This is a genomic window from Mycetocola sp. (genome assembly GCF_025464835.1).
In the GTDB taxonomy this organism is placed as follows: domain Bacteria; phylum Actinomycetota; class Actinomycetes; order Actinomycetales; family Microbacteriaceae; genus Mycetocola_A.
The window spans coordinates 1-24367 of sequence record NZ_JAODMP010000072.1; the positions used below are offsets into that span (position 1 = coordinate 1).

28 protein-coding genes and 1 tRNA gene are annotated in these 24367 nt (G+C 66.0%); 15 read left to right on the top strand and 14 right to left on the bottom strand.

Annotation, left to right across the window (positions count from 1 at the left end; genetic code table 11):
* Window positions 1–166 (bottom strand): EamA family transporter (locus tag JWP90_RS09140; protein ID WP_297363056.1); only part of this gene is annotated, 166 nt, incomplete at its 3' end.
* 90 nt (window positions 167–256) lie between these two features.
* Here JWP90_RS09140 and JWP90_RS09145 point away from each other — a divergent pair.
* Window positions 257–415: a hypothetical protein gene (locus JWP90_RS09145; protein WP_297362849.1), complete on the top strand. Its 159-nt coding sequence runs from the start codon at window positions 257–259 to the stop codon at window positions 413–415.
* Window positions 416–609: 194 nt separating this feature from the next.
* On the opposite strand, the gene JWP90_RS09150 is transcribed toward JWP90_RS09145, so the two are convergent.
* The 3 genes from JWP90_RS09150 to JWP90_RS09160 form a co-directional block, all read right to left on the bottom strand.
* Window positions 610–1008, bottom strand: a complete 399-nt coding sequence (locus JWP90_RS09150) for a transaldolase family protein (protein WP_297362852.1) — start codon at window positions 1006–1008, stop codon at window positions 610–612.
* A gap of 1 nt (window position 1009) precedes the next feature.
* The gene (locus tag JWP90_RS09155) at window positions 1010–1228 is read right to left on the bottom strand and encodes a hypothetical protein (RefSeq protein WP_297362854.1); all 219 of its coding nucleotides are present in this window, start codon (window positions 1226–1228) and stop codon (window positions 1010–1012) included.
* A gap of 40 nt (window positions 1229–1268) precedes the next feature.
* Window positions 1269–1341, bottom strand: a tRNA-Lys gene (locus JWP90_RS09160).
* A 101-nt stretch (window positions 1342–1442) separates the two neighbouring features.
* On the opposite strand from JWP90_RS09160, the gene JWP90_RS09165 reads away from it, so the two are divergent.
* The 6 genes from JWP90_RS09165 (at window position 1443) to JWP90_RS09190 (ending at window position 6937) form a co-directional block, all read left to right on the top strand.
* Complete coding sequence (locus JWP90_RS09165; protein ID WP_297362857.1) at window positions 1443–2072, top strand: DNA-directed RNA polymerase subunit beta; 630 nt, start codon at window positions 1443–1445, stop codon at window positions 2070–2072.
* Between the two features lie 39 nt (window positions 2073–2111).
* Window positions 2112–3692: a bifunctional phosphatase PAP2/diacylglycerol kinase family protein gene (locus tag JWP90_RS09170; protein WP_297362860.1), complete on the top strand. Its 1581-nt coding sequence runs from the start codon at window positions 2112–2114 to the stop codon at window positions 3690–3692.
* 468 nt (window positions 3693–4160) lie between these two features.
* Window positions 4161–4601 carry a plastocyanin/azurin family copper-binding protein gene (locus JWP90_RS09175; RefSeq protein WP_297362862.1) on the top strand — a complete coding sequence of 147 codons (441 nt, stop codon included), beginning with the start codon at window positions 4161–4163 and terminating at the stop codon, window positions 4599–4601.
* Window positions 4602–4674: 73 nt separating this feature from the next.
* Complete coding sequence (locus JWP90_RS09180) at window positions 4675–5361, top strand: hypothetical protein (protein ID WP_297362865.1); 687 nt, start codon at window positions 4675–4677, stop codon at window positions 5359–5361.
* A gap of 83 nt (window positions 5362–5444) precedes the next feature.
* On the top strand, window positions 5445–6044 hold the full coding sequence (gene sigK / locus JWP90_RS09185; protein WP_297362866.1) for an ECF RNA polymerase sigma factor SigK: 600 nt from the start codon (window positions 5445–5447) through the stop codon (window positions 6042–6044).
* Window positions 6041–6937, top strand: coding sequence for an anti-sigma factor (locus JWP90_RS09190; RefSeq protein WP_297362869.1), 897 nt, complete (start codon window positions 6041–6043; stop codon window positions 6935–6937). The genes sigK and JWP90_RS09190 overlap by 4 nt, the downstream gene beginning before the upstream one ends.
* Window positions 6938–7003: 66 nt before the next feature.
* On the opposite strand, the gene pstB is transcribed toward JWP90_RS09190, so the two are convergent.
* From pstB to JWP90_RS09230, 8 genes are all read right to left on the bottom strand, one after another.
* Window positions 7004–7783, bottom strand: coding sequence for a phosphate ABC transporter ATP-binding protein PstB (gene pstB, locus JWP90_RS09195; protein ID WP_297362872.1), 780 nt, complete (start codon window positions 7781–7783; stop codon window positions 7004–7006).
* A 14-nt stretch (window positions 7784–7797) separates the two neighbouring features.
* The gene (gene pstA / locus JWP90_RS09200) at window positions 7798–8850 is read right to left on the bottom strand and encodes a phosphate ABC transporter permease PstA (RefSeq protein ID WP_297363059.1); all 1053 of its coding nucleotides are present in this window, start codon (window positions 8848–8850) and stop codon (window positions 7798–7800) included.
* 86 nt (window positions 8851–8936) lie between these two features.
* Window positions 8937–9902, bottom strand: a complete 966-nt coding sequence (gene pstC / locus JWP90_RS09205; RefSeq protein ID WP_297362875.1) for a phosphate ABC transporter permease subunit PstC — start codon at window positions 9900–9902, stop codon at window positions 8937–8939.
* A 113-nt stretch (window positions 9903–10015) separates the two neighbouring features.
* Window positions 10016–11137, bottom strand: coding sequence for a phosphate ABC transporter substrate-binding protein PstS (locus tag JWP90_RS09210; protein WP_297362878.1), 1122 nt, complete (start codon window positions 11135–11137; stop codon window positions 10016–10018).
* 120 nt (window positions 11138–11257) lie between these two features.
* The gene (locus JWP90_RS09215) at window positions 11258–12193 is read right to left on the bottom strand and encodes an NUDIX domain-containing protein (protein WP_297362881.1); all 936 of its coding nucleotides are present in this window, start codon (window positions 12191–12193) and stop codon (window positions 11258–11260) included.
* Window positions 12190–14364, bottom strand: a complete 2175-nt coding sequence (locus JWP90_RS09220) for an RNA degradosome polyphosphate kinase (protein ID WP_297362883.1) — start codon at window positions 14362–14364, stop codon at window positions 12190–12192. The genes JWP90_RS09215 and JWP90_RS09220 overlap by 4 nt, the downstream gene beginning before the upstream one ends.
* Window positions 14365–14456: 92 nt before the next feature.
* A complete protein-coding gene (gene mshD / locus JWP90_RS09225) occupies window positions 14457–15335 on the bottom strand; it encodes a mycothiol synthase (RefSeq protein ID WP_297362886.1) in 879 nt (292 codons plus the stop codon).
* Window positions 15307–15996: a response regulator transcription factor gene (locus JWP90_RS09230; RefSeq protein ID WP_297362889.1), complete on the bottom strand. Its 690-nt coding sequence runs from the start codon at window positions 15994–15996 to the stop codon at window positions 15307–15309. The genes mshD and JWP90_RS09230 overlap by 29 nt, the downstream gene beginning before the upstream one ends.
* 108 nt (window positions 15997–16104) lie before the next feature.
* On the opposite strand from JWP90_RS09230, the gene JWP90_RS09235 reads away from it, so the two are divergent.
* From JWP90_RS09235 to JWP90_RS09250, 4 genes are all read left to right on the top strand, one after another.
* Window positions 16105–16395 (top strand): hypothetical protein, encoded by a 291-nt coding sequence (locus tag JWP90_RS09235; protein WP_297362891.1) that lies wholly within the window; start codon window positions 16105–16107, stop codon window positions 16393–16395.
* 137 nt (window positions 16396–16532) lie between these two features.
* Window positions 16533–17129: an FABP family protein gene (locus JWP90_RS09240; RefSeq protein WP_297362894.1), complete on the top strand. Its 597-nt coding sequence runs from the start codon at window positions 16533–16535 to the stop codon at window positions 17127–17129.
* Window positions 17129–18262 (top strand): folate-binding protein, encoded by a 1134-nt coding sequence (locus JWP90_RS09245; protein ID WP_297362897.1) that lies wholly within the window; start codon window positions 17129–17131, stop codon window positions 18260–18262. Before JWP90_RS09240 ends, JWP90_RS09245 begins: the two co-directional genes overlap by 1 nt.
* Before the next feature lie 118 nt (window positions 18263–18380).
* Window positions 18381–19139, top strand: a complete 759-nt coding sequence (locus tag JWP90_RS09250) for a phosphoglyceromutase (RefSeq protein ID WP_297362899.1) — start codon at window positions 18381–18383, stop codon at window positions 19137–19139.
* Window positions 19140–19217: 78 nt separating this feature from the next.
* On the opposite strand, the gene phoU is transcribed toward JWP90_RS09250, so the two are convergent.
* Window positions 19218–19874 (bottom strand): phosphate signaling complex protein PhoU, encoded by a 657-nt coding sequence (gene phoU / locus JWP90_RS09255; protein ID WP_297362901.1) that lies wholly within the window; start codon window positions 19872–19874, stop codon window positions 19218–19220.
* A gap of 182 nt (window positions 19875–20056) precedes the next feature.
* Between phoU and JWP90_RS09260 the strand changes: the two genes are divergently transcribed.
* Entirely contained in the window at window positions 20057–21250 is a 1194-nt protein-coding gene (locus tag JWP90_RS09260; protein WP_297362904.1) for an ATP-binding protein, read from the top strand.
* Between the two features lie 11 nt (window positions 21251–21261).
* Window positions 21262–21942 carry a response regulator transcription factor gene (locus JWP90_RS09265; protein ID WP_297362907.1) on the top strand — a complete coding sequence of 227 codons (681 nt, stop codon included), beginning with the start codon at window positions 21262–21264 and terminating at the stop codon, window positions 21940–21942.
* 52 nt (window positions 21943–21994) lie between these two features.
* Here the strand turns inward: JWP90_RS09265 and JWP90_RS09270 are convergent, their stop codons facing one another.
* Entirely contained in the window at window positions 21995–22474 is a 480-nt protein-coding gene (locus JWP90_RS09270) for a DNA modification methylase (protein WP_297362910.1), read from the bottom strand.
* A 154-nt stretch (window positions 22475–22628) separates the two neighbouring features.
* Between JWP90_RS09270 and JWP90_RS09275 the strand changes: the two genes are divergently transcribed.
* Both JWP90_RS09275 and ispD read left to right on the top strand, forming a co-directional pair.
* Window positions 22629–23111, top strand: a complete 483-nt coding sequence (locus JWP90_RS09275; protein WP_090713134.1) for a CarD family transcriptional regulator — start codon at window positions 22629–22631, stop codon at window positions 23109–23111.
* Window positions 23112–23185: 74 nt separating this feature from the next.
* Window positions 23186–24367, top strand: a complete 1182-nt coding sequence (gene ispD, locus JWP90_RS09280) for a 2-C-methyl-D-erythritol 4-phosphate cytidylyltransferase (protein ID WP_297362918.1) — start codon at window positions 23186–23188, stop codon at window positions 24365–24367.

Here is a 24367-nt window from a genome sequence, read left to right on the forward strand (position 1 = left end):
TTGCCGGCGGCCGAAGAAAGAAGACGGCAGGGATCGCCACGAGGAGGAACCGCATCGCGACGAAGACAAGGGGAGGCACGCCGGCAAGTCCTTCGTCGATGGCGACGAAGTTGACTCCCCAGATCACGGCGACGAGGAGCGCCAGGAGGCTGTGTCTGAGGCTCACCGTTCAACTCTCGCACACGGCGACAGGTGCCCAGCAAGGTTCGACCGCTTCGCTGGCATCCCGACTGCCGATTTTGGATAGACTTGCTGCATGGCTTTCGTCCTCTCCTTCGCGCTGTTCCTGGCTGGCATCTTCCTCTTCTATTTCGCGTTCACGGTCGAAAGCTTCCATGCCCTCGTTTTCTTCGCCGGCATCCTCTCGATCAGCCTGTCGTTCGGCATCCCCGCGCACGTTCTCGCCAAGCGCTAGAGAATTTTTCCCGCAGTCGGGCCCTCGGTGACCTGCCGATCGTCTTGTCGACGGTGCAGACCGCAGAGCCAGAAGAACTCAGGGGAGACCGGTCGGAACCGGCCTCCCCTGAGTTCTGTACCGGCGAGTGACTACCGGGCGTCCTCGGCCGCCAGCAGCTCGGCGACGGGGCGACGCTCTGCCTTGACCAGGTCTCACGGGTCGGAAGGATGCCGACGAGACCGATCGACGCCGCGAGGAGCACGACCAGTGAGGCGCCTGGCCAGCCCATCGCGCCGACCAGCAGAGCCGCGATGAGCGGCGCGAATCCGCCGACCGACGCTGCGATCGGGTAGCCCGTCGACGCGCCGGAGGTGCGGGGCGTCGCGCCGAACTGTTCGGTCGGCAGTGAACCCTGCACGCCGGTGAGCGTGGCTGATTTCCCGAGCGATGGCAGCTGTGATGACGTCGAGTCCCTCGAGGGTCGCCGGAATTCTCACGATGACGTTCGGTCGGGAGATCGCGCCGGCGGGCCGCTCAGCCTCGGCGATCGTCGCCTGGGTGTCGTTCGCGGAGCGGGCCGAGACGTCGATGACACCATTCGTCGAGCCCACCTCAGCCGGAACCGGTCAGGGCCAGCTGCTTGTCGCCGTCCGCGAGGAGCGAGCGGGGTGTCTCTGCCTGGTCGACGGTGCGCTGCCGGCCGTGCGGGCGATCCTGGCCGTGGGCGCCCCGATGCAATTCGAGGAGAGTGGCTCGAGAATCCTGCCAGTCGAGAACGATAAGCGCCGTTCCCCTGCTTTCTGCGGCGAGATCAACACCTGCGGTCAGCACCCGTCAAGACGAGCGCTGAGAGTTCGGGAGGAGGTATGGGTGGGCCCCGCCGGGCTCGAACCGGCGACCCGCGGATTAAAAGTCCGATGCTCTACCAACTGAGCTAGAGGCCCCAACACTCTTAATCTACCGGTTCCAGCTGAACGCTGTGACCACCCACACGCGGCGAGCGCGGAGTACCGTTAACCGGTGCCCATTGCGAGAGGGGAAATTCATGGCTGATGACTTCCACAAGCCCACCAAGTTCCCAGGCAAAATCTTCGAATCTTTCGTCGGCGGAATCGACCCGGCCGAGTCGAGCCGCATCGCGCACGAAACCGCGATGGCGCTTCTCGCACGCGTCCGTGTCGACCCTGACCCGGATGTGGTCGAGCGGTTGGTCGCATACACCGATGAACACGGCATCGACACCATCGCCGAACTGTGGTCACGGGCGACGCCGCGCAGCCTGCCCGGCGCGCTGTGGCGCATCTACCTGCTCCGGCTGATGATTCGCGAAGACCCACACGAATCGAGCTTCCTGTTCCAGCGGGGAAGCGAAGTCATTGAAACCATCGACCCCGTCGTGGCCGGTGCTTCCATGCCGACCGGCCCGGACGAGATCATCACGCTCGCCGACCAGATCCTGCGCGGTATCTTCGACGGCGACTTCGCCGTCGCGCTCGAGAGGGCGGCAGCGTTCTGCCGGGTGTCAGCCGCGGGCAGCGCAAGCGTCGCCGATGATTCGGATGCCGCCGAACCGGCCAGGTCTGCGACCCTGACGACCCGCGCACTGCGGCTGTCGACCCTCGCCGACGAGCTGTCCAGCTGCGCGAAACTCTGGCGGCACGAGTCGCTCGACTGACCCTTCCCGCCCGGCCGCGTCGCTCACTACTGTTGGGGCATGAGCCCGAGCCGTGTGGCACACCCGTTCCTTCTGCTTCGGCGGGTTGCGGTCCTGCCCGCGTGGGTTCGGCGCCTTGACGCTGCGGCCGGCCGCCGCATCAACTCCCGGAAGGTGCATCCGCTTCTGGACAGGGGTCTCGTCCGGCTGTCGCACTCCGCCGATCGCGGAGCGCTCTGGTTCACCGCTGCCAGCGTCCTCCTCCTGCTGACCCGATATCGTGCCGCCCTGCGCGGGCTGGCGTCCCTGACCCTCACCAGCGCCCTCGCCAATCTCGTCGGCAAACAGGTCTTCGGCGGGGACCGGCCACTGCTCAAGGACATCCCCGTCGGGCGCCGGCTCGCGAAGCATCCCGAATCCGGGTCGTTCCCGTCCGGCCACTCGGCCAGCGCCGCTGCCTTCGCCACCGGCGTGGCGCTCGAGTCCCCACGGGTTGGAGCGGTGACCGCTCCCGTCGCCGGCGCGGTCGCCTACTCCCGCCTGCACACGGGAGCGCACTGGCTCTCCGATGTCCTCGGCGGCATCGCCATCGGCGCCGGCGTTGCTCTTCTCGGCAAGGTGCTCGTCCCGGCGCCGCGGCGCAAACCCGAGCGGCACGGCGGAACCCCGATCCCGCTCCCGGCGTCACCGACGGGGAACGGGTTGTTCCTGGTGCGGAATCCGTCGTCCGGTCGGGCTGTCGTCACCCGGCCGGACCCGGCGCCGATTCTCGCCCGCCTGCTGCCGGACGCCAGGATCCACCTCCTCGCCGTTGGCGAAGAGGTCACCGCGGTCGTGCGGGCGGCGCTCGAGACGGAACCACGGCCGCGCATCCTCGGTGTCTGCGGCGGTGACGGAACAGCGGCGTCCGTTGCCCACCTGGCCAGGGAGAGCGGACTGCCGCTCCTTGTCGTGCCCGGCGGGACGTTCAACCATTTCGCACGGACCGCTGGAATCGAGACGATCGAGGACGCCGTCGCCGCGCTCGCCGCCGGGCAAGGACTCCTTGTCGACGTCGGTGAGTTGCGCCTGGGCACGGGGGAGCCCGAAACGGTGCTCAATGCGGCATCCGTGGGGATCTACCCTGATTTCGTCGCCGAACGGGAGGAACGCGAGCTCCTCCTCGGCAAGTGGGTGGCCGGGATCGTGTCAGCGGTCCTTGTGCTGCGGCGGGCGGGTCCCGTCGAGCTCGTCCTCGACGGACGGCCGATCCGAGCCTGGTCGTTGTTCGTGGGCATCAACCGCAACCACGCCATCATCCCCGCCCCGCTGCAGCGGCGCAGGCTCGACGACGGAGTGCTCGACATCCGCATCCTGCATGCCAGGAGCCGGGCGCACGCGGTGGCCGCGCTGTCGTTCGGGCAGCGCACGAGTGCCATCCTCGCCCGCTTGCGGCTGATGCCCGTCGGCTCGACCGTGGAATCGTTCAGTGTGCAGAACCTCGTCACCGCTGTGCTCCCCCGGGAGGGCCAGGCACCCGGCTTCGCGCACGACGGCGAGGTTCGCCGTGAGGTGGGCGACGGTGGGATGCCTCAGGGCGGTTACCTCTCGACGGTGCGCATCGTGGAGGGCGGGCTTCGCGTCTACGCGCCGCACGAGTAGGCGGCCGCCGTTCGGCCGGCCGTATGCGCACAACTCCGCCGATCCGCCGGTGACGGCAACCGGCTCTCGCTCGAAGACGGGGAGCGGGCTTGGTGTCGGGCACGGGGAGGCGGAGTTGTGCGCAAAAAACCGGCCGGCCGGAGTCGCCGGACCGTCGCGTGGGCGTCGAGTCAAGCGTGTTCGCGGCTGGTGAACACCCCACATGCGCGCTTTGCGCTTGCTACACTTGATCGAGCCGGGCCGCATAACCCCGGGCTCCAATTTTTGCCGCCGCGAGCGGCCTTCCGCCGAGAGGCGTTTTGCGGCCCGGCTTCTTCTCTTTAACGGGCTTTTGACCTGCGGCGGCTCGGGCTCAACGGGCTTTTGACCTGCGGCGGCTCGGGCGTCGCGAAGTCTGGCAGTTAGCTGGGATCGGGCATCCGGAGCAAACCGGCACGCCCACCGTGCCGAACCGCCTACATGACTTCGATGCAACAGCTCAGCACCCGCCTCGCCCTCCCGGCGATGCTCGTGTTTTCCCTCGGCGCTGTCGGCCTCACCGGCTGCACACCGAGCGACGCTCCCGCACCGGAGTCGAACGCCCGGAGCGGCATGAAAACTGCCCTCGACGGCGACGTCACCCTGGTGAGCCTCAACTTCATGCCGGAGACCCTGACGGTCTCGGCCGGAGACACGGTCACCTGGGTCAACGGAGAATCCATCACCCACACGATCACGAGTGGGACGTTCTCCGACGTCGACGAGACCACCGGCCTTCGCGCAAGCGAATCCGCCGACGGCCTCTTCGACGAAAAGCTCGGTGAGGAAGGCGGCACGTTCTCGTACACCTTCGAAACCGCCGGGACCTACCAGTACTTCTGCGACATCCACAACGGTATGAACGCCACCGTGGTCGTCGAAGAGGGCTGATCGCCGACGCTGGCGATCGAATTCGAACACCCTGTCACATCCGCCCACCAGGGCACATTCCAAGGAGAACGTCATGAAAAAGGCAACACCACTCGTCGGCGCAGCACTTGCCGCAACCCTGCTCCTTTCCGGCTGCAGCATGGGCGCTGCAAGCGACTCCATGTCGAAAAGCGCGGACAAGGCGACATCCAGCAGCGCCGCGGTCATGGACACCGTCAACAGCGATGGCGCGGGCCTCCGTGCTGGGCTGACCGCGCTGTTCAGCGACCACGTCTACCTGGCCGGCGCCGCCATCCACTCCGCGCTCGCCGCAGGTGGCGACCTGACCGAAGCCAAGACCGCAGGCGCTGTCGCCGCTCTTGACGCCAACTCGGTGGAGATCGCCGCAGCCGTCGGATCGGTCTACCCGGACGCCGAGGAACCGTTCCTCGAGTCCTGGCGCGAGCACATCGGGTTCTTCGTCAACTACACGATCGGCAAGGCGACGGGCGACCAGGCCGGAGCCGACGCGGCCGTTGCCGACCTCACCGAATACGCGGCCAGCTTCGGCGAACTGTTGAACTCGGTCGTCCCGACGCTGCCGGCTGACGCGGTCGAGGAAGCGCTCGGGATGCACGCCACCACGCTCATCGCGGCCATCGACGCCGACATCGCGGGGAGCCCCGACTACTACACCCTTCTGAAGGACGCGGCCGGCCACATGCCGATGACGGCCACCGCCATCGCAGGCGCCATCGCTGAAGACCAGAACATCGAGTAGACACACCGGCACGCGAAGGGCGGGCGACGGTATTGCATCGTCGCCCGCCCGAGCGGCGCCAGCGCATCGGCGGGGAACCTGACATGCTAGTTCTTGTGGAGAATGCACCTGGCACCGAGAGCGACGTCGCCGCTGTCTCGTCGAGGCTGGAGGAACTGCTCGGCCGTGTCGCCACAGGCGACCAGCAGGCCTTCGCCTCGCTGTACGACCTGATCGCACCTCGCGTCCTCGGTTTGATCCGCAAGGTTCTCATCGACCACGCGCAGTCAGAGGAAGTAGCCCAGGAGGTCTTCCTGGAGATCTGGCAGAACGCCACCCGGTTCGAACCAGGCAGGGGCGCTGCCGCTTCCTGGATCATGACGATCGCCCACCGCAGGGCGATCGACCGGGTCCGTGCCTCACAAGCAGGCAGGGACCGTGACGTCAGGATCGGCATCCGCGACTTCCCGACGGCTTTCGACGCGGTTGCGGAATCGGCGGAGATCACCATCGAACACGAGAGAGTCAGCCGGGCGATGGCGAACCTCACCGAGATCCAGCGGCAGGCTGTGTCGCTGGCCTACTACGGCGGATACAGCCAGAGCGAGGTCGCAGACATTCTGTCCGTGCCCCTCGGTACCGTGAAAACCCGTCTCCGTGACGGAATGATGAGACTACGAGACGAGATGGGGGTGGCATCATGACCGAGAACCGGGATCCAGCTGAACTCGCAGGAGCGTACGCCCTCGACGCGCTGAATGCAGAGGAAAAGGCGGAATACGAACGCCACCTCGCCACATCCGTCGACGCACGCCGGGAGGCGGAGAGTCTCGGTGAGGCTGCCGCGTTGCTCGGATTCGACGCGGAACCGGTTGAGCCATCCGCCGCCCTCCGCGCGAGCGTGCTCGCGTCGATCGCCTCAACCCCGCAGCTTCGCCGCTTGGACAGCGCAGGAACGGATGCCGCCACCAGCGCGGCAAACCCGGCGCCGATTGCTTCGACCGATGCAGGTGCCCCGGAAGCACAGCCCGTCCGGCCGACCTCTGCCCCGGCAGCAGCACCGACCACGAAGGCAGCAACAGCCCGGCCGGCATCCGCCGCCCAACGCAAGGCCAACCGCCGTTGGTACAGCCAGCCGCTGTCAGCGGCGGTTGCCGCGGCAGCCCTCGTCGCCGTTCTTCTCGGCGTCAACGGTCTCACCAGCGCCCTCAACAACGGCAACGGGCTCCCGGAGGCCCTGCAGCTTGCCCACATCAACGCTCAGCCGGACGCCCAGCGCGAGACGGTCAAGCTGACGAACATCAATGACGACAAGCGAGTCGTCGCCACCCTCGTCTGGTCGGGGGAACTGGGCCAGTCCGCGCTCATCGTCGACGGACTCGCTTCGCTCAGCGAGGAAGAGACCTACGAACTCTGGTACATCCGCGAGGAGGGGCCGATTTCGGCAGGAACGTTCAACACGACCGGCGGCGGCGACAGTTGGCGGATCCTCGGGGGCACCATGGCAGCCGGTGACGCCGTCGGCGTGACCGTCGAACCGGCGGGTGGCTCGGAGCAGCCCACCACCGACCCGCTCATCGTCATCCACACGGCCTAGGCCACGAAAAAGCAGGAGATCCGATCGGATCTCCTGCTTTTCGATGGGCCCCGCCGAACTCGGATGTTACCCGAAACGGCCCGAGACGTAGTCCTCAGTCGCCTGCACGCTCGGCTGAGTGAAGATCGTGTTGGTGTCGTCGTATTCGATGAGCTTGCCCGGCTTACCGGTCCCGGCGATGTTGAAGAACGCGGTGCGGTCGGAGACCCGTGACGCCTGCTGCATGTTGTGGGTGACGATCACGATGGTGTACTCGTTCTTGAGTTCCTCGATGAGGTCCTCGATGGCGAGGGTCGAGATCGGGTCGAGAGCCGAGCACGGCTCGTCCATCAGCAACACGTCCGGTTCCACGGCAATGGCGCGGGCGATGCACAATCGCTGCTGCTGGCCACCGGAGAGGCTGGAGCCGGGCTTCTCGAGCCGGTCCTTGACCTCTTTCCACAGGTTCGCTCCCTGGAGGGATTTCTCCACCAGGTCGTCTGCGGCCGACTTCGGCATGCGACGGTTGTTGAGTGACACGCCGGCGAGCACGTTCTCCCGGATCGACATCGTCGGGAACGGGTTCGGCCGCTGGAACACCATGCCGATGTTCCGGCGAACGAGGACAGGGTCGACCCCCGGTCCGTACAGGTTGTCCCCGTCGACGAGGACTTCTCCCTCGACACGGGCACCAGGGATGACCTCGTGCATGCGGTTGAGGGTGCGGATGAAGGTCGACTTGCCGCAGCCTGAAGGGCCGATGAACGCGGTGACGCTTCGCGGTTCGATCGTGAGGGTGACGTCTTCCACCGCGAGGAACTTGCTGTAGTAGACGTTGAGGTCTTTGACTTCGATGCGCTTGGACATGGTTTCCTTCGGTGCTAACGGCCGAGCTTGGGGGAGAAGGCTCTGGCGACGAGTCTCGCGATGAGGTTGAGTGCCATCACGATGAGGATGAGGGTGAGGGCCGCAGCCCAGGCACGGTCGAGGTACGCCTGAGCGTCGGTGCCCTGGCTCACATAGGAGCTGTAGACGAAGACGGGCAGGCTCTGCATGCGGCCTTCTAATGGGCTGTAGTTCATGTTGGAGGTGAACCCGGCGGCGACGAGGAGCGGAGCCGTCTCACCGATCACGCGGGCGATGGCGAGCATGACACCCGTGGTGATTCCCGCGATGGATGTCGGCAGGACGACTTTGAGGATGGTGAGCCACTTCGGCACGCCGAGGGCGAAAGCTGCTTCACGGAGTTCGTTCGGGACGAGGCGCAGCATCTCCTCGCTCGAACGCACCACCCCGGGAATCATCAGCACGCTGAGCGCGACGGCGCCGGCGACGCCCAGGCGGATGCCAGGACCGAAGAAGATCGCGAAGAGTGCGTAGGCGAACAGGCCGGCGACGATCGAGGGGATGCCGGTCATGACGTCGACGAAGAACGTGATCGCCCGAGCGAGGGCACCGCGACCGTACTCGACGAGGTAGATCGAGGTGAGCAACCCGATCGGTACGGAGATGATCGTGGCGATGCCGGTCATGATGAGCGTTCCCACGATCGCATGGAGCACTCCACCGCCTTCACCGACGATGTTGCGCATCGAGTAGGTGAACAGTTGGATGTCGAATCTCGCCGTACCGCGTGACAGCACGGTGATGAAGAGGGAGACGAGCGGTGCCAGCGCGACGATGAACGCGCTCGTGACGAGGGTGGTGACCAGGCGGTCCTTCGCCTGCCGCGCGCCCTCCACCAGGAGAGCCGTGAGGTAGATCCCGATGCCGTTGAGGAGGCCGGTGAGGACGATCGTTCCCACGACGTTGAAGTCCCCGCCGGATGCCGCCTGGGCGAGTCCGAAGATGGCGGCGCTGACGAGGAGAGAGACACCGAGCACGATCCACGGCACCGATTTGCCGAGGCGGCCGCTCGCGTACACGTTCGGCATGGCGCCAGGGCCGGGCGCGGGGTTGGGGCGGCCAGGGCCTACGCCGGAGCCGGACCGCTGGAGCGGAGCAGTTGTTGTCTGTGCCATTAGTTCGCTCCCGAGAATTCCTTGCGGCGGTTGATGACGTAGCGCGCTATGGCATTCACCACGAGTGTGATGGCGAACAACATCAGGCCGGTGGCGATGAGGACGTTGACGTTGAGCCCGTACGCCTCGGGGAAGCTGAGCGCGATGTTCGCGGCGATGGTGCTCGGGTTCGAGGAGGTGAGAAGAGCGAAGCTGATGACACCGGATGACGACAGCACCATGGCAACGGCCATGGTCTCGCCCAGCGCACGGCCGAGGCCGAGCATGGAGGCGGACACGATGCCGGCGCGGCCGAATGGCAGAACGGTCATGCGAATCATCTCCCAACGGGTCGCGCCGAGGGCGAGCGCTGCTTCTTCGTGCAGAACGGGAGTCTGGAGGAAGACTTCCCGGCAGAGTGCGGTGATGATCGGAAGGATCATCACCGCGAGGACGACCGCCGCCGTCAGGATGGTGCGACCCGTCCCGGAAGCCGGAGGGGCGAAGAGCGGAATCCAGCCGAGGTTCTCGGTGAGCCACAGGTAGAACGGCTGGACGAGGGGGGCGAGAGTGTTGGCACCCCAGAGACCGAAGACGACGGAGGGGACCGCCGCGAGCAGGTCGATGACGTAACCGAGTCCCTGGGCGAGCTTGCGGGGCGCGTAGTGAGAGATGAACAGGGCAATGCCGATGGCAAGGGGCACGGCCATCAGTAGAGCGAGGGCGGCCGACCAAAGGGTGCCGAAGATCAGCGGCCCGACATAGGTCCAGAACGTCTCCCCTGAGGTGAAGATGGAGATGTCCTCGGGGTTCTCGGTGAGCGCTGGGGTGCTCTGGAGAATCAGGAAGGCGGCGACGGCGGCGAGCGTTGCGAGGATCAGCGCACCCGCGGTGAGCGTGCTCGTCGAGAAGATCCGATCGCCGAGACGCTGAACGGGTCTGGGGGGCTGGGCGCTTTCGGTGCGAGCAACCGGTGGCGACGACATCTGCTGAGTTCCCCCTGGGGTTCGGGTCGAAGTGGGCGGGACGGCGGCGGGATGCCCGCTACCGGGGCAACCCCGGCTGCCGCGTGAGGCGGCAGCCGGGGTCTACGGAAGTGTTATTTGATGAGTTCGATCGCAGCTGCGGACTTCTCGGCGATTGCCGCCGAGATCGGGGCAGAGCCTGCGGCATCTGCGCTGACCTTCTGGCCTTCTTCGCTCACAATATAGCTGAAGTACTCCTTGACGAGCTTGGCCGTTTCGGCGTCCTTGTACTCGGTGCAGCCGATCAGGTAGCTGATCAGGACGATCGGGTAGACGCCCGCTTCGGTCGTCGCGCGGTCGAGTTGGATCGCGAGGTCTCCCTCGCCTCGGCCATCCACCAACGGCGACGCATCGACGATCGCGGCCGCGGCTTCGGCGGAGTATGGGACGTACTCGTCTCCGACCTTGACGGCGACGGTGCCGAGTTCGCCGGAGCGCGATGCATCGGCGTAGCCGATGGTTCCGGTGCCGGAGGTCACAGCGTCGATGACGCCCGAGGTCTGCTGCGCGGCCTCGCCGCCCTTCACCGCATCCGGCCAGACGCCGTCCGCTTCCCAGCTCCACACATCCGGTGCGGTGACGTTGAGGTACTCGGTGAAGTTCTCGGTGGTGCCGGAGTCATCCGCGCGGTGAACGGGCGTGATCGTCTGGTTCGGCAGCGTGGCATCCGGATTCTGCGAGGCGATGGCCTTGTCGTTCCAGGTGGTGATGGTGCCGGAGAAGATGCCTGCGAGAGTGGTGGGGTCGAGGTCGAGGGTGTCGACACCCTCGAGGTTGAAGACGACCGCGATCGGGGAGATGTAGGCGGGAAGTTCGACCAGCCCGGTGTCGGGGACGCAGGCTGTGAACTCTTCGTCTGCGAGCTCAGCGTCCTTGAACGCACGGTCGGAACCGGCGAACGCGCTGCCGCCAGCGATGAAGGTGTCACGTCCAGCGCCCGAGCCGGCCGGGTCGTATTCGACGGTGACAGCGGAGTGCATGCCCTGGAACGCGGCGACCCAGGCCTCCTGGGCGGACTGCTGCGATGAGGCGCCGCCGCCGACGAGCGTGCCGGTGAGCTCGGTGGCCGCGCCGTTTCCGGTTGCAGCACCGGGCATTTCGTTGACAGCACAGGAGGTCAGTGTGAGGGCAGCGAGTGTTGCGACAGCCGCCGCGCGGCCGAACGGGGTGAACTTCACGGAATTGTGTCCATTCATAGGAATTTGGGGACGGGCCGGTGCAGGCCCACAACGAACGCTAAGCAACCGGCTTAACGAGAGTCCCTCATGACGGTGAACGGGAGGTAAACGACGTTCGACGGTTGGGGCCCCAGACCCTCAAGCGCGGGGTTCGTGGGTTTCGATCGAGATGATGCCCGAGCTGGGGTTCGTCGCTGAGAGGTGCACGATGCTGAAGGCGCCGGTCGGCAGGTCGGCAGCGCTCGACAGGTACGAACCGGTGATGCTGCCCGTGGCCAGGGCGATTTCACGGAGAATCTCGGGGAGAACGGGTCCGTGGCTGCAGAGCACGGCGGTCTTGCGGGACTTCACCCGTTTGCCGACGACCTTCCGGACGTCGGCTTCGCCGCGTTCCCACGCATCCTGGCTGATCAGGTCCGTCCGGCGCTGTTCGAGCCCGGATGCCGCCGCGAGCGGAGCCGCGGTCGTCACGCACCGAACGGCGGTGCTCGAAACGATCCGCCGCACACCGAATGCCTGCAGGGTGGGCACGATACCCGTCGCCTGTTCAACGCCGCGTGCGGTCAGCGGGCGTAAGGCGTCCGTTCCTGCCCACGCGGATGCCGCAAGTGCTTTGCCGTGCCGAAGCGCGATGATCGCGAAAGTGGAGCTGACGCCCTCGTCGAGCAGCTTCGTGAAGGTGTCGAGGATTTCGAGGTCGGGGGCGTGGCTCAGATAGGTGCGGGCGCGGCGCGGGGTGACCCATTCCAGCGCGGCCACTTCGCCGTTGGGTACGAAGGTCGACGACTGGACCGCCCCGTCGCTGACCTCGGCGGCCCAATAGTGCACGATCTTCTCCCGGCCGGATGGGAGCGGGTACCGGGAGATCCCGAGCGGAACGCCCAGCACGACGGCCAGCCCGGTCTCCTCGAGAATCTCCCGAACGGCGGTCTGCGGCAGCGATTCTCCCGGGTCGACTTTGCCCTTGGGCAGCGAGACGTCCGCGTATTTCGTGCGGTGGATGACGAGAACGTGCACTTTACCGTCGATTCGGCGCCAGCACACCGCGCCCGCCGCGTAGATCGCTGTCGTCACCGTCGAGCCCTCGGCCTGCGCCGGAGGCTGGTCTTGAGCATCAGCCGATCCTGGATGTCGACGAGAGGCACGCCGAACTCATCGGTTGAGTGTCGTTCCCACTCGCCGTCCGCATCCAGATGCCAGGTCGACGTGCTGTCGTCCATCGCCACGTCGAAGAGGGACGCGATCTCGGTGAGATGTGCGGGGGAGACCAGCCGTACGAGAGCTTCGACCCGACGGTCGAGGTTGCGGTGCATCATATCGGCGCTGCCGATGAACACGTGGGGGTCCCCGTCATTGACGAAGGAGAAGATCCGGGAGTGTTCGAGGAAACGGCCGAGGATGGACCGGACCCTGATCGTCTCGCTCATGCCCTTCTGGCCGGGCTTGAGGCCACAGATCCCACGGACCCAGATGTCGATCGGCACACCCGCCTGGCTGGCCCGGTACAGGCCGTCGATGATCGCTTCGTCGACCATCGAGTTGACCTTGATCCGGATGCCGCTTGGTTTGCCTGCCTCCGCGTTCCTGCGTTCCTGGTCGATGTGCTTGAGCAGGCCCTTGCGCAAGTGGAGAGGAGCGACGAGAAGCCTCTTGAACTTCTTCTCGATCGCGTAGCCCGATAGCTCGTTGAACAGCCGGGTGAGGTCCTTGCCGACCTGGGCGTCCGCAGTGAATAAACCGAGGTCTTCGTAGATCCGGCTGGTCTTCGGGTTGTAGTTGCCCGTTCCGATGTGGCTGTAGTGCGTGAGGGTGCCTTTTTCCTCACGGATGACGAGGGCGAGTTTGCAGTGCGTCTTCAACCCGACGAGCCCGTACACGACGTGCACGCCCGCCTTCTCCAGCTTGCGAGCCCAGGTGATGTTCGCCTGCTCGTCGAACCTGGCCTTGATCTCGACGAGGGCGAGGACCTGTTTGCCGGCTTCGGCTGCGTCGATGAGCGCTTCGACGATGGGGGAATCACCTGAGGTGCGGTACAGGGTCTGCTTGATGGCGAGGACCTGCGGGTCAGCGGCTGCCTGTTCGAGGAACGCCTGCACGCTTGTGGCGAAGGACTCGTACGGGTGGTGGACAAGGACATCCTGCTGGCTGATCGCACGGAAGATGTCGGCCTTGGCGCTGGATTCGACCGGCTGGAACTGCATGACCGTGGTCGGCACCCGCGGCGGGTAGCGCAGGTCAGGGCGGTCGATTCCTGACAGGCTGAACAGGCCGCCGAGGTCGAGCGGCGCCGGAAGCCGGTACACCTCCTGGTCGGTGACGTCGAGTTCCCGCACCAGCAGGTCGAGGGTCACATCGTCCATGTCCTCGGTGATCTCCAGCCGGATCGGCGGGCCGAACCGGCGTCGGAGAAGTTCCTTCTCCAGTGCCTGGATGAGGTTCTCGGTTTCGTCCTCCTCGATCTCGACGTCCTCGTTCCGCGTGACGCGGAAGACGTGGTGTTCGATGATCTCCATGCCGGGGAACAGGTCGCCGAGGTGGTTGGCGATGAGGTCTTCCAAAGGGATGTATCGCACATCGTCAAGGGACGCCGACGGGTCGACCGGTACGAAGCGTGGCAGCATTTGCGGCACCTTGAGCCGGGCGAACTCCTGCCGGCCGGTCTTCGAGTTACGCACCCGGACCGCGAGGTTGAGTGAGAGCCCGGAGATGTATGGGAACGGATGCGCGGGGTCGACAGCCAACGGCATCAGGACCGGGAAGATCTGCTGCCCGAAGTAGTCACGGAGGCTTTCACGGTCGTCGTCGGTGAGCGAGGCCCAGGTGACGACACTCACGCCGGCGGCGGTGAGGTCCGGTTTGACGAGCTCGGACCATGCGCGGGCGTGACGGGACTGGAGCTCATGGGCCTTGTCCGAGATGTCACTGAGCACGTCTGCTGGCGCACGGCCGACGTTCGTCGGCACGGCGAGCCCGGTCAGGACCCGTCGTTTGAGCCCGGCGACGCGAACCATGAAGAACTCGTCCAGGTTCGACGCGAAGATGGCGAGGAAGTTGGCCCGTTCGAGTGTCGGTACCGTTGGGTCTTCCGCCAGTTCGAGGACACGCTGGTTGAACGCCAGCCAGCTCACTTCACGGTCGAGGTACCGGCCCTCGGGAAGTGCGGGGTCGTCCCGCTCGAACACCGGGTCGAAATCGTCGTCGTCGCCGAGGAGTCCCGAGTCATGCGCGATGCTCTGTGTTGCCATCCCAACATCTTGTCACGGTGCGCAGGCATGCGCGGTGATCCTGAACAATCGGGGACGTCGGTTCGGCGGCACCGGCCGGGAAACCGGCGAAATCAGTCCGTGGCGCGCCTGCGGTACTGGACGTCGACCGCGTGGTCCGTGAATCCGAGCGAGCGATATAGGTGCACGGCACGCTCGTTGTCGCCCTCCACATAGAGGGATGCCGTGCGCACCCCTCGCTCCCTCATCCGGTCGAGACCGGCAAGCATGAGGGAACGGCCAAGGCCACGCCCGGGTTCCCCGACGCCGAGAACGTAGATCTCGCCATGGTCGGCGTCGATCTTGAGCCAGTTGTAGCCGAGCATCCGTCCGGACTGGTCCCGGGCGAGCAGGAAATCTCCGGCGTCGAACCACGGTTCCGCCTGGCGTGCCCTGAGGTCGTCGACGGTGATCCGGCCCTGCTCTGGGTGGCTGGCGAACACCCGCGCGTTGAGTTCCACCCACTCGGCGTCATCGATCCCCGGGGCGAACGTGGTGATGCTGTCCGAGCGAGGCGACGGGTCTGCGGAGGGCGAAAGCGGCATCCGCAGCTGAAGGAGCGTGCGCACCCGGTCGAAGTTGAACCGCACGGCGAGCGCACGCGACGCCGGGTGGTCGCCGTGGGCCCAGGCGAGCAGACCGGGGGAAGCGTCGGCAATGATGCCGCTGAGCATCGATGCGCCGACTCCGGCGCCGCGCCACTCAGGGTCGACGACGAATTCGAGTTCACCGTGGCCGATCAGGGCAGCGCCGACGACAGGTTCTGCTTCGCTCGTCGACTCCGGCGCAGTCGCGAGAAGCAGTGACCGGGAACCGGCCTCGACGTCGATGAGCGCCTGGTCGTTGAACGGCGATGCCCCGTCGACGGCGACGGCGCGCTGAACGAGTCGATCGAATGCGGCGCGGGGCGCGGCATCCGTTATGTCACGAACGTGCAATATCGGTCTGGGCACTGTCATCCTCGTAGACGTTGAAGCGGTAACCGACGTTACGGACGGTACCGATGAGCTGCTCCAGTTCGCCGAGTTTGGCGCGCAGCCTCCGGACATGGACGTCCACCGTTCGGGTGCCGCCGAAGTAGTCGTAGCCCCACACTTCGCTGAGCAGTTGTTCGCGGGTGAAGACGCGTGACGGGTGGGCGGCGAGGAAACGGAGCAGTTCGAATTCCTTGTAGGTGAGGTCGAGCGGCTTGCCCTGAACCTTGGCCGAGTAGCTCGCTTCGTCGATCACGACGCCTGAGGTCTGAATTTTGGTGTTCGTCTGTTCGAGCGCCTGCCGTCCGATGGCAAGGCGGATCCTCGCGTCGATCTCCGCAGGCCCCGCCATGTCGACGAGGACATCGTCGACGCCCCAGTCGGCGCTGACAGCGCTCAGTCCGCCTTCGGTGAGGATGACGAGGAGCGGAACGGTGAGGCCGGTGGTCCGAAGGATCTTGCACAGCGCCTTGGCGCCGGCGAGGTCCGTCCTGGCGTCGATCATGATCAGATCGCTCGAAGGCGCGTTCACGAGCTGGGCAGGCTGAGCAGGGATCTGACGCACACGGTGACTGAGCAGGCCGAGTGACGGCAGCACGTCATTGTCGACCTGTGAGGTCAGAATCAACAGTTGTGCCACGTGTGACCTCCAGTGATTACGTGGACTCATACTAGCTTTCGCTCGACGACTGCTCAGACCGGGGAGGATTGGACCACGAAGTCGGCAGTCTTCAGGCAAGATAGAGCAATGACAGACATTCCGATGACCCCGTCGCGCACCTGGCGCGGCATCTTCGGTGTGTGGGGCGTCGCCGTCGTCGGTGCGATCCTCGTTGCGGTGTTCGTACCCGTCGGACTGCGGTTCACCTGGTTGTCGCTCACCCTGGCGGCCTGCACCATGCTGGCCTTCATCGTGCAGCTGCTCACGCACCAGAAGATCGGCTTCATCGACCGGCTGTCGATCAGCGTCGTCGGCCTTGTGGGCATTCTCTCCGTCGCGGCGGCCCCGCTCGGCCTCGGCGCGCTCTTCCAGGGATAGACTGCTGCCATGGACCTCGTCGCTCTCGAACTCTTCTTTGTCGGTCTTCTCGGGCTTGCCAGCCTCGCGATCGCCGGCATCTCCGTCGTCGTGCTCCTTAACCTCTTCCGCGGACAGCGCTGACCGCTGGGGCGTCGATGATCGAGATCCCGACCGGCCTGCCCGCAGAGCTCGTGCCGCTGTCCTGGCTCCTCGGTGTCTGGGAGGGCACAGGGGTCATCGACTACGCCGCAGCGCAGGGCGACGTCAGTTCCGAGTTCGGGCAGCGCGTGAGCTTCAGTCACGACGGGATGCCGTACCTCAACTACACCTCCCACACCTGGCTTCTCGACGAGGAGCACACCGGCCTCACCGCCGAGACCGGCTATTGGCGGTTGCACCGTTCCCAGCGAGACGGCGACCCGGGTCCGGCACTGTTGCCGGCGGTCGGGAAGCGCCCGTTCCAGACCGCTGAGGACGTCGAGTCCCTCCGTAATCGTGACGGCGGCTTCGACCTCGAGGTCTCCCTTGTGCACCCGGGCGGGGTGAGCGAACTGTACCTGGGCCAGGTTCGCGGGCCGCGCATCGACTTGGCCACCGACGCCGTCATGCGCACGGCCGGGGCGAAGGAATACGCCGCAGCCACCCGACTGTACGGACTCGTCGAGAGCCACCTGCTCTGGGCGTGGGACATCGCCGCGCTCGGCCAGGACCTCCGCACCCATGCCTCCGGGCGACTCGCAAAGGTTGACTGATGACTGTTCCTGGCTCCTCTCCGTTCGTGAACCGCCCGGGCGCCGTCGTGCTCCCGGACGCGGTCGACGCAGGGGTGCCCTCCCACTACGGCAGCCCCAATATCGAGCAGCGGATGCTCGCCGCCGGTGAGGCGATCGTTGACCTGTCCAATCGGGGCATCGTCTCGGTCGCCGGCCCTGACCGGCTCAGCTGGCTCAACTCGATGACGTCCGCCGAACTCACGAACCTTCCGGTCGGGGCCTCGAGCGAAACCCTGTTCCTGGACCCGAACGGGCGGCTGGAACATGTTGCGGGGATCGTCGATGACGGTGAAACGACCTGGCTGCTCGTCGAGGCGGACGAGGTCGAACCGCTTGTCACCTGGCTCAACCGGATGAAGTTCATGCTTCGGGTTGAGATCGCCGACCGGTCGGCGGAGTTCGCGCGCATCGGTCTGATGCCGTCAGATTCCGCCCTCGACCTCGCCGTCGCATCCCCGAACGGCGTCCCCCTTCTCTGGACAGACCCGTGGCGTGAGGTCGTCGCCGGCGGGCACCAGTACGCGCGCGGCGAGCATCCGTCAGCTGGTTGGCGTTGGACCGAGGTCCTCGTTGCCCGTGAGGAACTTCACCTGCTCGCCGCTGGGCTTCTGCCCGTGGCCGGGTCGCTCGCGGCCGAAGCGCTTCGCGTTGCCGCGTGGCGGCCGAGGAAAGCGACAGAGGCCGACGAGAAAACCATCCCGCACGAACTCGACTGGTTGCGCAGCGCCGTCCACCTCACCAAGGGGTGCTACCGGGGCCAGGAAACCGTCGCGAAGGTCCACAACCTCGGGCATCCGCCGCGCCGCCTCGTCCTGCTGCATCTGGATGGTTCCGATTCGGTGCTCCCGAAGCGCACGGCAACGGTGCTCGCAGACCGAAACGGCGAGTCCGTCGCCGTCGGGGTGGTGACGACGGCCGTGATGCACCATGAACTCGGGCCGATCGCCCTGGCCGTCATCCGCAGGAACATCGATCCGGAAGCCCGGCTCACCGTCGACGAGGACGGGATCTCGATCGCAGCGGCGCAGCAGGTCATCGTGCCAGCGGATGCGGGAGCCGTCGCCGACGTGCCCCGGTTGCCGCGCCTGGGGGCTGTGCGCCGCAACCCGTAGGTCTGCGTTTCGGCTTGCCGTGGAATCACCCGTCCCGGACGAGGTCATGCGACGCGCCGCGTGTATCCGTCCGGAGCGGGGTGAATCCAGCGGCGGGGTCGGTCGATAGAGTGGAGGCATGTCTTCGCCATACACACTCATCCTGCTGCGCCACGGCAACAGCGACTGGAACCAGAAAAACCTTTTCACCGGCTGGGTCGACGTCCGCCTGAGCGACCAGGGCGTCACCGAAGCGAACCGCGCTGGTGAACTGCTCAACGAGTCGGGTCTCACCCCCGACATCCAGTACACCTCGGTGCTCACCCGCGCGATCCAGACCGCGAACATCGCCCTCGACGTCGCCGACCGGGCGTGGATTCCGGTGAAACGCACCTGGCGGCTCAACGAGCGCCACTATGGCGACCTCCAGGGCAAGGACAAAGCCCAGACGCTCGCCGAATACGGCGCCGAGCAGTTCCAGACCTGGCGTCGCTCGTTCGACGTTCCGCCTCCGCCCATCGCCGACGACAACGAATACTCCCAGGCCCACGACCCGCGTTACGTCGGCATCGACGGGGAGGTTCCCAGGACCGAGTGCCTCAAGGACGTCATCGACCGGATGCTTCCCTACTGGCATTCCGACATCACGGTCGACCTTGCTGCGGGCAAGACGGTCCTCGTCACAGCACACGGGAACTCGCTCCGGGCCCTGGTGAAGCACCTCGACGGTATCTCGGACGACGAGATCGCGTCGCTCAACATTCCGACGGGCATCCCGCTCGTCTACAAGCTCGACGAGAACTTCGTTCCGACCGAGCCGGCCGCGTACCTCGACCCGGCCGCGGCCGCGGCCGGTGCGGCCGCCGTTGCCGCCCAAGGCAAGAAGTCCGAAGGTTAAACGCGACGCAGTCGAAATCTGAGCAAACCACAAAGGGCGCGAACCGAACGGTTCGCGCCCTTTGTGTGTTACCCGCGGTCAGTCGTCGCTCTCCGCGATCCAGTCACCCGTTGACAGGTACTGGACCTTCTTCGAGATCGACACGGCGTGGTCGGCGAAGCGCTCGTGGTAGCGCGAGGCGAGCGTGGCGTCGACCGTCGCGACGGGCTTGCCCTTCCACGTCTCGCCGAGGACCTTGTCGAAGACACTGACGTGCAGCTCGTCAACCTTGTCGTCCTGATTCCTGATCTCCTCCGCCAGGCGCACGTCCTGGGTGCGGAGCAGCTGGGTCAGCTTGTGCGCGATTTCGACGTCAAGACGACCCATCTCGACGAAGGTCGAACGCAGCCCCTTGGGGACGGCGCGCTCCGGGAAGCGATACCGCGCGAGCTGCGCGATGTGCTCGGCCATGTCGCCCATCCGTTCGAGGGAGGAGCTGATCCTCAGCGCGCTGACGACGATGCGCAGGTCACGGGCGACCGGCTGCTGTCGAGCGAGTATGTTGATGGCCAGCTCGTCGAGGGCGAGGGTGAGCTCGTCGATTCGGACGTCGTTCTCGATGACCTCGTCGGCGATGGTGACGTCGGACTGGGTGAACGCCTGGACGGCGTTGGTGATGGAGATCGCCACTAGCTCCGAAATAGCGACGAGCCGCTCCTGCACCTCGGCCAGCTCTTGCTGGAATACTTCACGCATCTGATCTCCATTCGGATGTCGGGACCTGGCGCACCGCTTTTGGGCGCCCGGGAACAAGCCCGCTTCCACTCTGCTGTGCGCAGGTTAACGTTTGGTGGCGTGAGTCTGAACAACAACTCAGATCCCCTGATGAGAGCCGCCGTCCGGCTGGCATGCCACTGCTATGCCTCTAACCTAGTCGTATGGACTCTCCCTGGCTGCTGGTTGCGGCCGCGCTGCTCGGACTCGTCATGGGCGGCGGATTCGCCGCCGCCGTGTTCTCTGCGGCACGTCGGGGGGAACGTGTCGCCGGGGTGGTGACCCCGTCGGTGCCCGACGGCGTGAGCCAGGTGCTCGATGCCCTTGAGACCGCCGGCATCGTCGTCGACCCGTCTAGGAACGTTGTGAAGGCCTCCCCTGGAGCCCTCGCCCTCGGCCTCGTCCGTGACGGCAGGATCGCGCACGCGGAGATCGGCCGGCTCGCCGACCGGGTTCGGGACAGTGGTGAGGCCAGCAGCGCAGACATCGACATCACCCGCGGCCGGTTCAGCGACGCGACGGTGCACCTGGGCGTCCGCGCTGCACGCCTCGGCACGCGGTACGTGCTCGTCCTCGCCCAGGACCACACCGAGTCCCGCAGGCTCGACGAGGTGCGTCGTGACTTCATCGCCAACATCAGCCACGAACTGAAGACACCCATCGGGGCCGTCGGCCTCCTCGCTGAAGCGCTCGAACCTGCCGCAGACGACCCGGTGCAGGTGCGAAAGTTCGCCGCCAGGCTTCGCACCGAGGCGTCGAGGCTCGCTCGGTTGACCGGCGAGATCATCGACCTGTCCCGGCTGCAGGCCGCAGATGCGCTGCACCAGCCGGAGCTCGTCGCGATCGACCAGGTGGTGGCTGCGGCGCTCGACCAGAACCGGGTCGCAGCGGAAGCCAACGATGTCTCCCTCGTCTTCGCCGGCGACCGCGCCGCGAAGGTGTACGGCGACGAGGCCCTGCTCGTCGTGGCCGTGCACAACCTCATCGCCAATGCGATCGCCTATTCGCCGCCGCGCGGGCGGGTGGGTGTCGGGGTTTCCCGCAAGGACGGCATCGTCGAGATCGCCGTCACCGATCAGGGAGTCGGCATCCCCGAGGACGACCGTGACCGGGTCTTCGAACGGTTTTTCCGTGTCGACCAGGCCAGGTCCAGGAACACCGGCGGCACCGGGCTCGGTCTGTCGATCGTCAAGCACACCGTGCAGAACCACGGCGGAGAGGTCAAGGTCTGGTCGCTCGTCGGCCGGGGGTCGACGTTCACCGTCCGGATCCCTGAGGCGTCGGAGAAGCCGCAGACCGCCCAGATTCCGATCAGCGAAATATCCGCCGACATCCCGGCACACGACGACGCCCGTTAGGACCACGACAGATGACCCGCATCCTCCTCGTCGAAGACGAAGCAGCCCTCAGCGAGCCGCTCGCCTATCTGCTCGGGCGGGAAGGTTACGAGATCGACGTCGTCCAGGACGGCCCGAGCGCCATAGCGGCGTTCCACGTCGCCGAGCCGGACCTCGTCCTTCTCGACCTCATGCTGCCAGGCATCCCGGGCACCGAAGTGTGCCGGCAGATGCGTGCCGTGTCGAGCGTTCCGATCATCATGCTCACCGCCAAGGACTCGGAGGTCGACATCGTGGTCGGACTGGAGCTCGGCGCAGACGACTACGTGACGAAGCCATATTCCAGCCGGGAGCTGCTGGCACGCATACGCGCCGTGCTGCGGCGTCGCGGCACCGACGAGACCGTCGATGACGCGGTGCTCGAGGCAGGGACCGTGCGGATGGACCTTGAACGTCACACCGTCGAGGTAAGCGGGACGGAAACACCCATGCCGCTGAAGGAATTCGAGCTTCTCGAACTGCTCCTGCGCAATGCCGGGAGGGTGCTGACGCGCGGCCAGCTGATCGACAGGGTCTGGGGGAGTGACTACTTCGGCGACACCAAAACACTCGACGTGCACATCAAACGTATCCGCTCACGGATCGAAGCGAACCCGTCAGAGCCACGGATGCTCGTCACCGTCCGGGGGCTCGGCTACCGTTTCGAGGCGTGACAGAGACGACGAAGCGCGACGTCCCCTCCGGGGCGTCGCGCTTCATTCTGGTCTATCGGCTTGCGCTCTCGGGGACGAGGTCGCTGTACTCCTCGAGTTCGCCGTTGAGGACGGGAACGAGAATCTTGACACCGGTCTCGTTGCCGTACTGGAAGAACACCTCGACAAGCGAGCCCGGATCAGCGTCGATTCCCTCGAGGAGGATCGGGTCCTCCTCCAGGGTGCCGAACGACACGGTGGATCGCGCGGGAATGCTGGCGGTGACGGTTCCGTCCTCGCCCTCACCGAACTGGATGGACAATGACTGGGCGTCGTCGCCGTTGGTCACGGCCGCAACGAGGTTCCCGTCTGTGCCGGTCTCGTCCACGATGATCATCGCGTTCCGGATCTTCAGGTCGCCGGTGCGCCCGCTGACGCCGTCACTCGGGTCGTAGATGTTCGTCGTGGCCTGCGGGGCGACCAGGTTGCACGCGCTGGTGCCCAACACGACGGATGCCGCCAGCACGACGGATGCGATCAAACGCGCCTTCACAGGTCCTCCAAAAACACAGGGGTGCACGCGCGGAAACGGCGTGCGGAACGAGTCCGAGTTTAGCCTAGCCATGTCCAGCCACCGCCCGCTGCAGAGCGAACTCTAGCGCATGCCCGCTGTGGTATTCTGGTAGATGCTGAAGGGATACACATCCATGCTTTTTGAGGTTGGCGAAACCGTCGTATACCCCCACCACGGAGCCGCAACTATTGCGGAAGTGAAAACTCGGGTCATCAAGGGAGAAGAGAAGCTCTATCTGAAGCTTCGCGTCACCCAGGGTGACCTCGTTATCGAGGTGCCCGCTGAGAACGTCGACCTGGTCGGCGTTCGTGATGTCATTGGTAAAGAAGGTCTTGAACGCGTCTTCGACGTGCTTCGTGCGCCGTTCACCGAAGAGCCCACGAACTGGTCACGCCGCTACAAGGCAAACCTTGAGAAGCTCGCCTCCGGCGACGTCATCAAGGTGAGCGAGGTCGTTCGCGACCTCTGGCGCCGCGACCAGGATCGCGGCCTCTCGGCAGGTGAGAAGCGCATGCTGGCCAAGGCGCGCCAGATCCTCATCTCGGAACTCGCCCTCGCGGAGAAGACCGACGAAGAGAAGGCCTCGAACGTCCTGGACGAGGTACTGGCGTCCTGAGATCTCGACAAGCTCGATCACCGCGCAGCGGTGACCGAGCTTTTGTCGTGCGCGGTGACCGTTAGGCTCCATCCATGAATAATCGCGTTCCCATCGTCGGCGTCATCGTCGTCGCAGCAGGCAGTGGGACCCGCCTGGGTGCCGACCGTCCGAAGGCGTTCGTGGATCTCGCAGGCCGTTCTGTCCTGGAACGGTCACTGTCGTCCGTGTTCGGCATGCAGCGCGAGGCGCAGGTCGTCGTCGTCGCACCCGCCGACCTCGTAACGGAAGCCGAAACCATCGCGCACCACGCCGCCGGTGCGGCCGCCTCGTCGGTCTCCGTCGTCGCCGGGGGAGCGTCCAGGCAGCAGTCGGTCGCGCTCGGCCTCGCCGCTCTTCGCGAGGCGGTTCGCATCGTCCTGGTCCATGACGCCGCTCGCGCGCTCACCCCGGCCACCGTGTTCGACGCCGTGGTCACCGGGGTCGCCCAGACGGCGTCCGGGATCGTTCCTGGCGTCCCGGTGCAGGACACCGTGAAGCGCGTCGACGAGGAGGACACCGTCGTGGAGACCGTCGACCGCTCGGAGCTTCGATCCATCCAGACGCCGCAGGGTTTCCCCCGGGCGGCACTCGACGCCGCGTATGCGGACGCGGCCCTCGAGTACACCGACGACGCCGCTCTCTTCGCTGCGAACGGCCACACGGTGTCCGTGATCGACGGGCATCAAGCCTCGTTCAAGATCACAACACCGTGGGACCTCCGGCGCGCTGAAGGGATGCTCTCCGCTGTATCGGGGCAGGCCGGCATCCGGACCGGTATCGGGACCGACGTGCACGCGTACGACGACGATTCCGAACTCTGGCTCGCCGGGCTGCGCTGGCCGGGGGAGCGCGGACTCTCCGGTCACAGCGACGGAGACCCGGTCAGCCACGCCATCACCGATGCTTTGCTGTCTGCGGCGGGGCTCGGTGACATCGGCAGTGTGTTCGGCACGAGCGACCCACGATTCGCTGGCGCCCACGGGGAAGTGTTCCTCGCCGCCACCAGGTCCAGGCTCGAAGCGGAGGGCTTCGTCGTCGGCAACGTCGCCGTGCAGATCATCGGCAACAGCCCCCGGTTCTCGCCTCGCCGGCAAGAGGCCGAGGCCCTTCTGACCGGGCTGCTCGGCGCACCGGTCAGCATCTCGGCCACGACAACGGACGGCCTCGGCTTCACCGGGAGGGGCGAAGGCGTTTGCGCCATCGCGACGGCGACGGTTTCGCGCCAGTACTCTTGA

Coding starts and splice junctions, on each gene's coding strand:
- ispD (WP_297362918.1), top strand. CDS start 23,186: ATGAATAATCGCGTTCCCATCGTCGGCGTCATCGTCGTCGCAGCAGGC.
- pstC (WP_297362875.1), bottom strand. CDS start 9,902: ATGTCGTCGCCACCGGTTGCTCGCACCGAAAGCGCCCAGCCCCCCAGA.
- JWP90_RS09220 (WP_297362883.1), bottom strand. CDS start 14,364: ATGGCAACACAGAGCATCGCGCATGACTCGGGACTCCTCGGCGACGAC.
- JWP90_RS09165 (WP_297362857.1), top strand. CDS start 1,443: ATGGCTGATGACTTCCACAAGCCCACCAAGTTCCCAGGCAAAATCTTC.
- pstA (WP_297363059.1), bottom strand. CDS start 8,850: ATGCCGAACGTGTACGCGAGCGGCCGCCTCGGCAAATCGGTGCCGTGG.
- JWP90_RS09245 (WP_297362897.1), top strand. CDS start 17,129: ATGACTGTTCCTGGCTCCTCTCCGTTCGTGAACCGCCCGGGCGCCGTC.
- JWP90_RS09210 (WP_297362878.1), bottom strand. CDS start 11,137: ATGAATGGACACAATTCCGTGAAGTTCACCCCGTTCGGCCGCGCGGCG.
- JWP90_RS09275 (WP_090713134.1), top strand. CDS start 22,629: ATGCTTTTTGAGGTTGGCGAAACCGTCGTATACCCCCACCACGGAGCC.
- JWP90_RS09170 (WP_297362860.1), top strand. CDS start 2,112: ATGAGCCCGAGCCGTGTGGCACACCCGTTCCTTCTGCTTCGGCGGGTT.
- JWP90_RS09175 (WP_297362862.1), top strand. CDS start 4,161: ATGCAACAGCTCAGCACCCGCCTCGCCCTCCCGGCGATGCTCGTGTTT.
- JWP90_RS09145 (WP_297362849.1), top strand. CDS start 257: ATGGCTTTCGTCCTCTCCTTCGCGCTGTTCCTGGCTGGCATCTTCCTC.
- JWP90_RS09190 (WP_297362869.1), top strand. CDS start 6,041: ATGACCGAGAACCGGGATCCAGCTGAACTCGCAGGAGCGTACGCCCTC.
- pstB (WP_297362872.1), bottom strand. CDS start 7,783: ATGTCCAAGCGCATCGAAGTCAAAGACCTCAACGTCTACTACAGCAAG.
- sigK (WP_297362866.1), top strand. CDS start 5,445: ATGCTAGTTCTTGTGGAGAATGCACCTGGCACCGAGAGCGACGTCGCC.
- JWP90_RS09240 (WP_297362894.1), top strand. CDS start 16,533: ATGATCGAGATCCCGACCGGCCTGCCCGCAGAGCTCGTGCCGCTGTCC.
- JWP90_RS09260 (WP_297362904.1), top strand. CDS start 20,057: ATGGACTCTCCCTGGCTGCTGGTTGCGGCCGCGCTGCTCGGACTCGTC.
- phoU (WP_297362901.1), bottom strand. CDS start 19,874: ATGCGTGAAGTATTCCAGCAAGAGCTGGCCGAGGTGCAGGAGCGGCTC.
- JWP90_RS09250 (WP_297362899.1), top strand. CDS start 18,381: ATGTCTTCGCCATACACACTCATCCTGCTGCGCCACGGCAACAGCGAC.
- JWP90_RS09235 (WP_297362891.1), top strand. CDS start 16,105: ATGACAGACATTCCGATGACCCCGTCGCGCACCTGGCGCGGCATCTTC.
- JWP90_RS09265 (WP_297362907.1), top strand. CDS start 21,262: ATGACCCGCATCCTCCTCGTCGAAGACGAAGCAGCCCTCAGCGAGCCG.
- JWP90_RS09180 (WP_297362865.1), top strand. CDS start 4,675: ATGAAAAAGGCAACACCACTCGTCGGCGCAGCACTTGCCGCAACCCTG.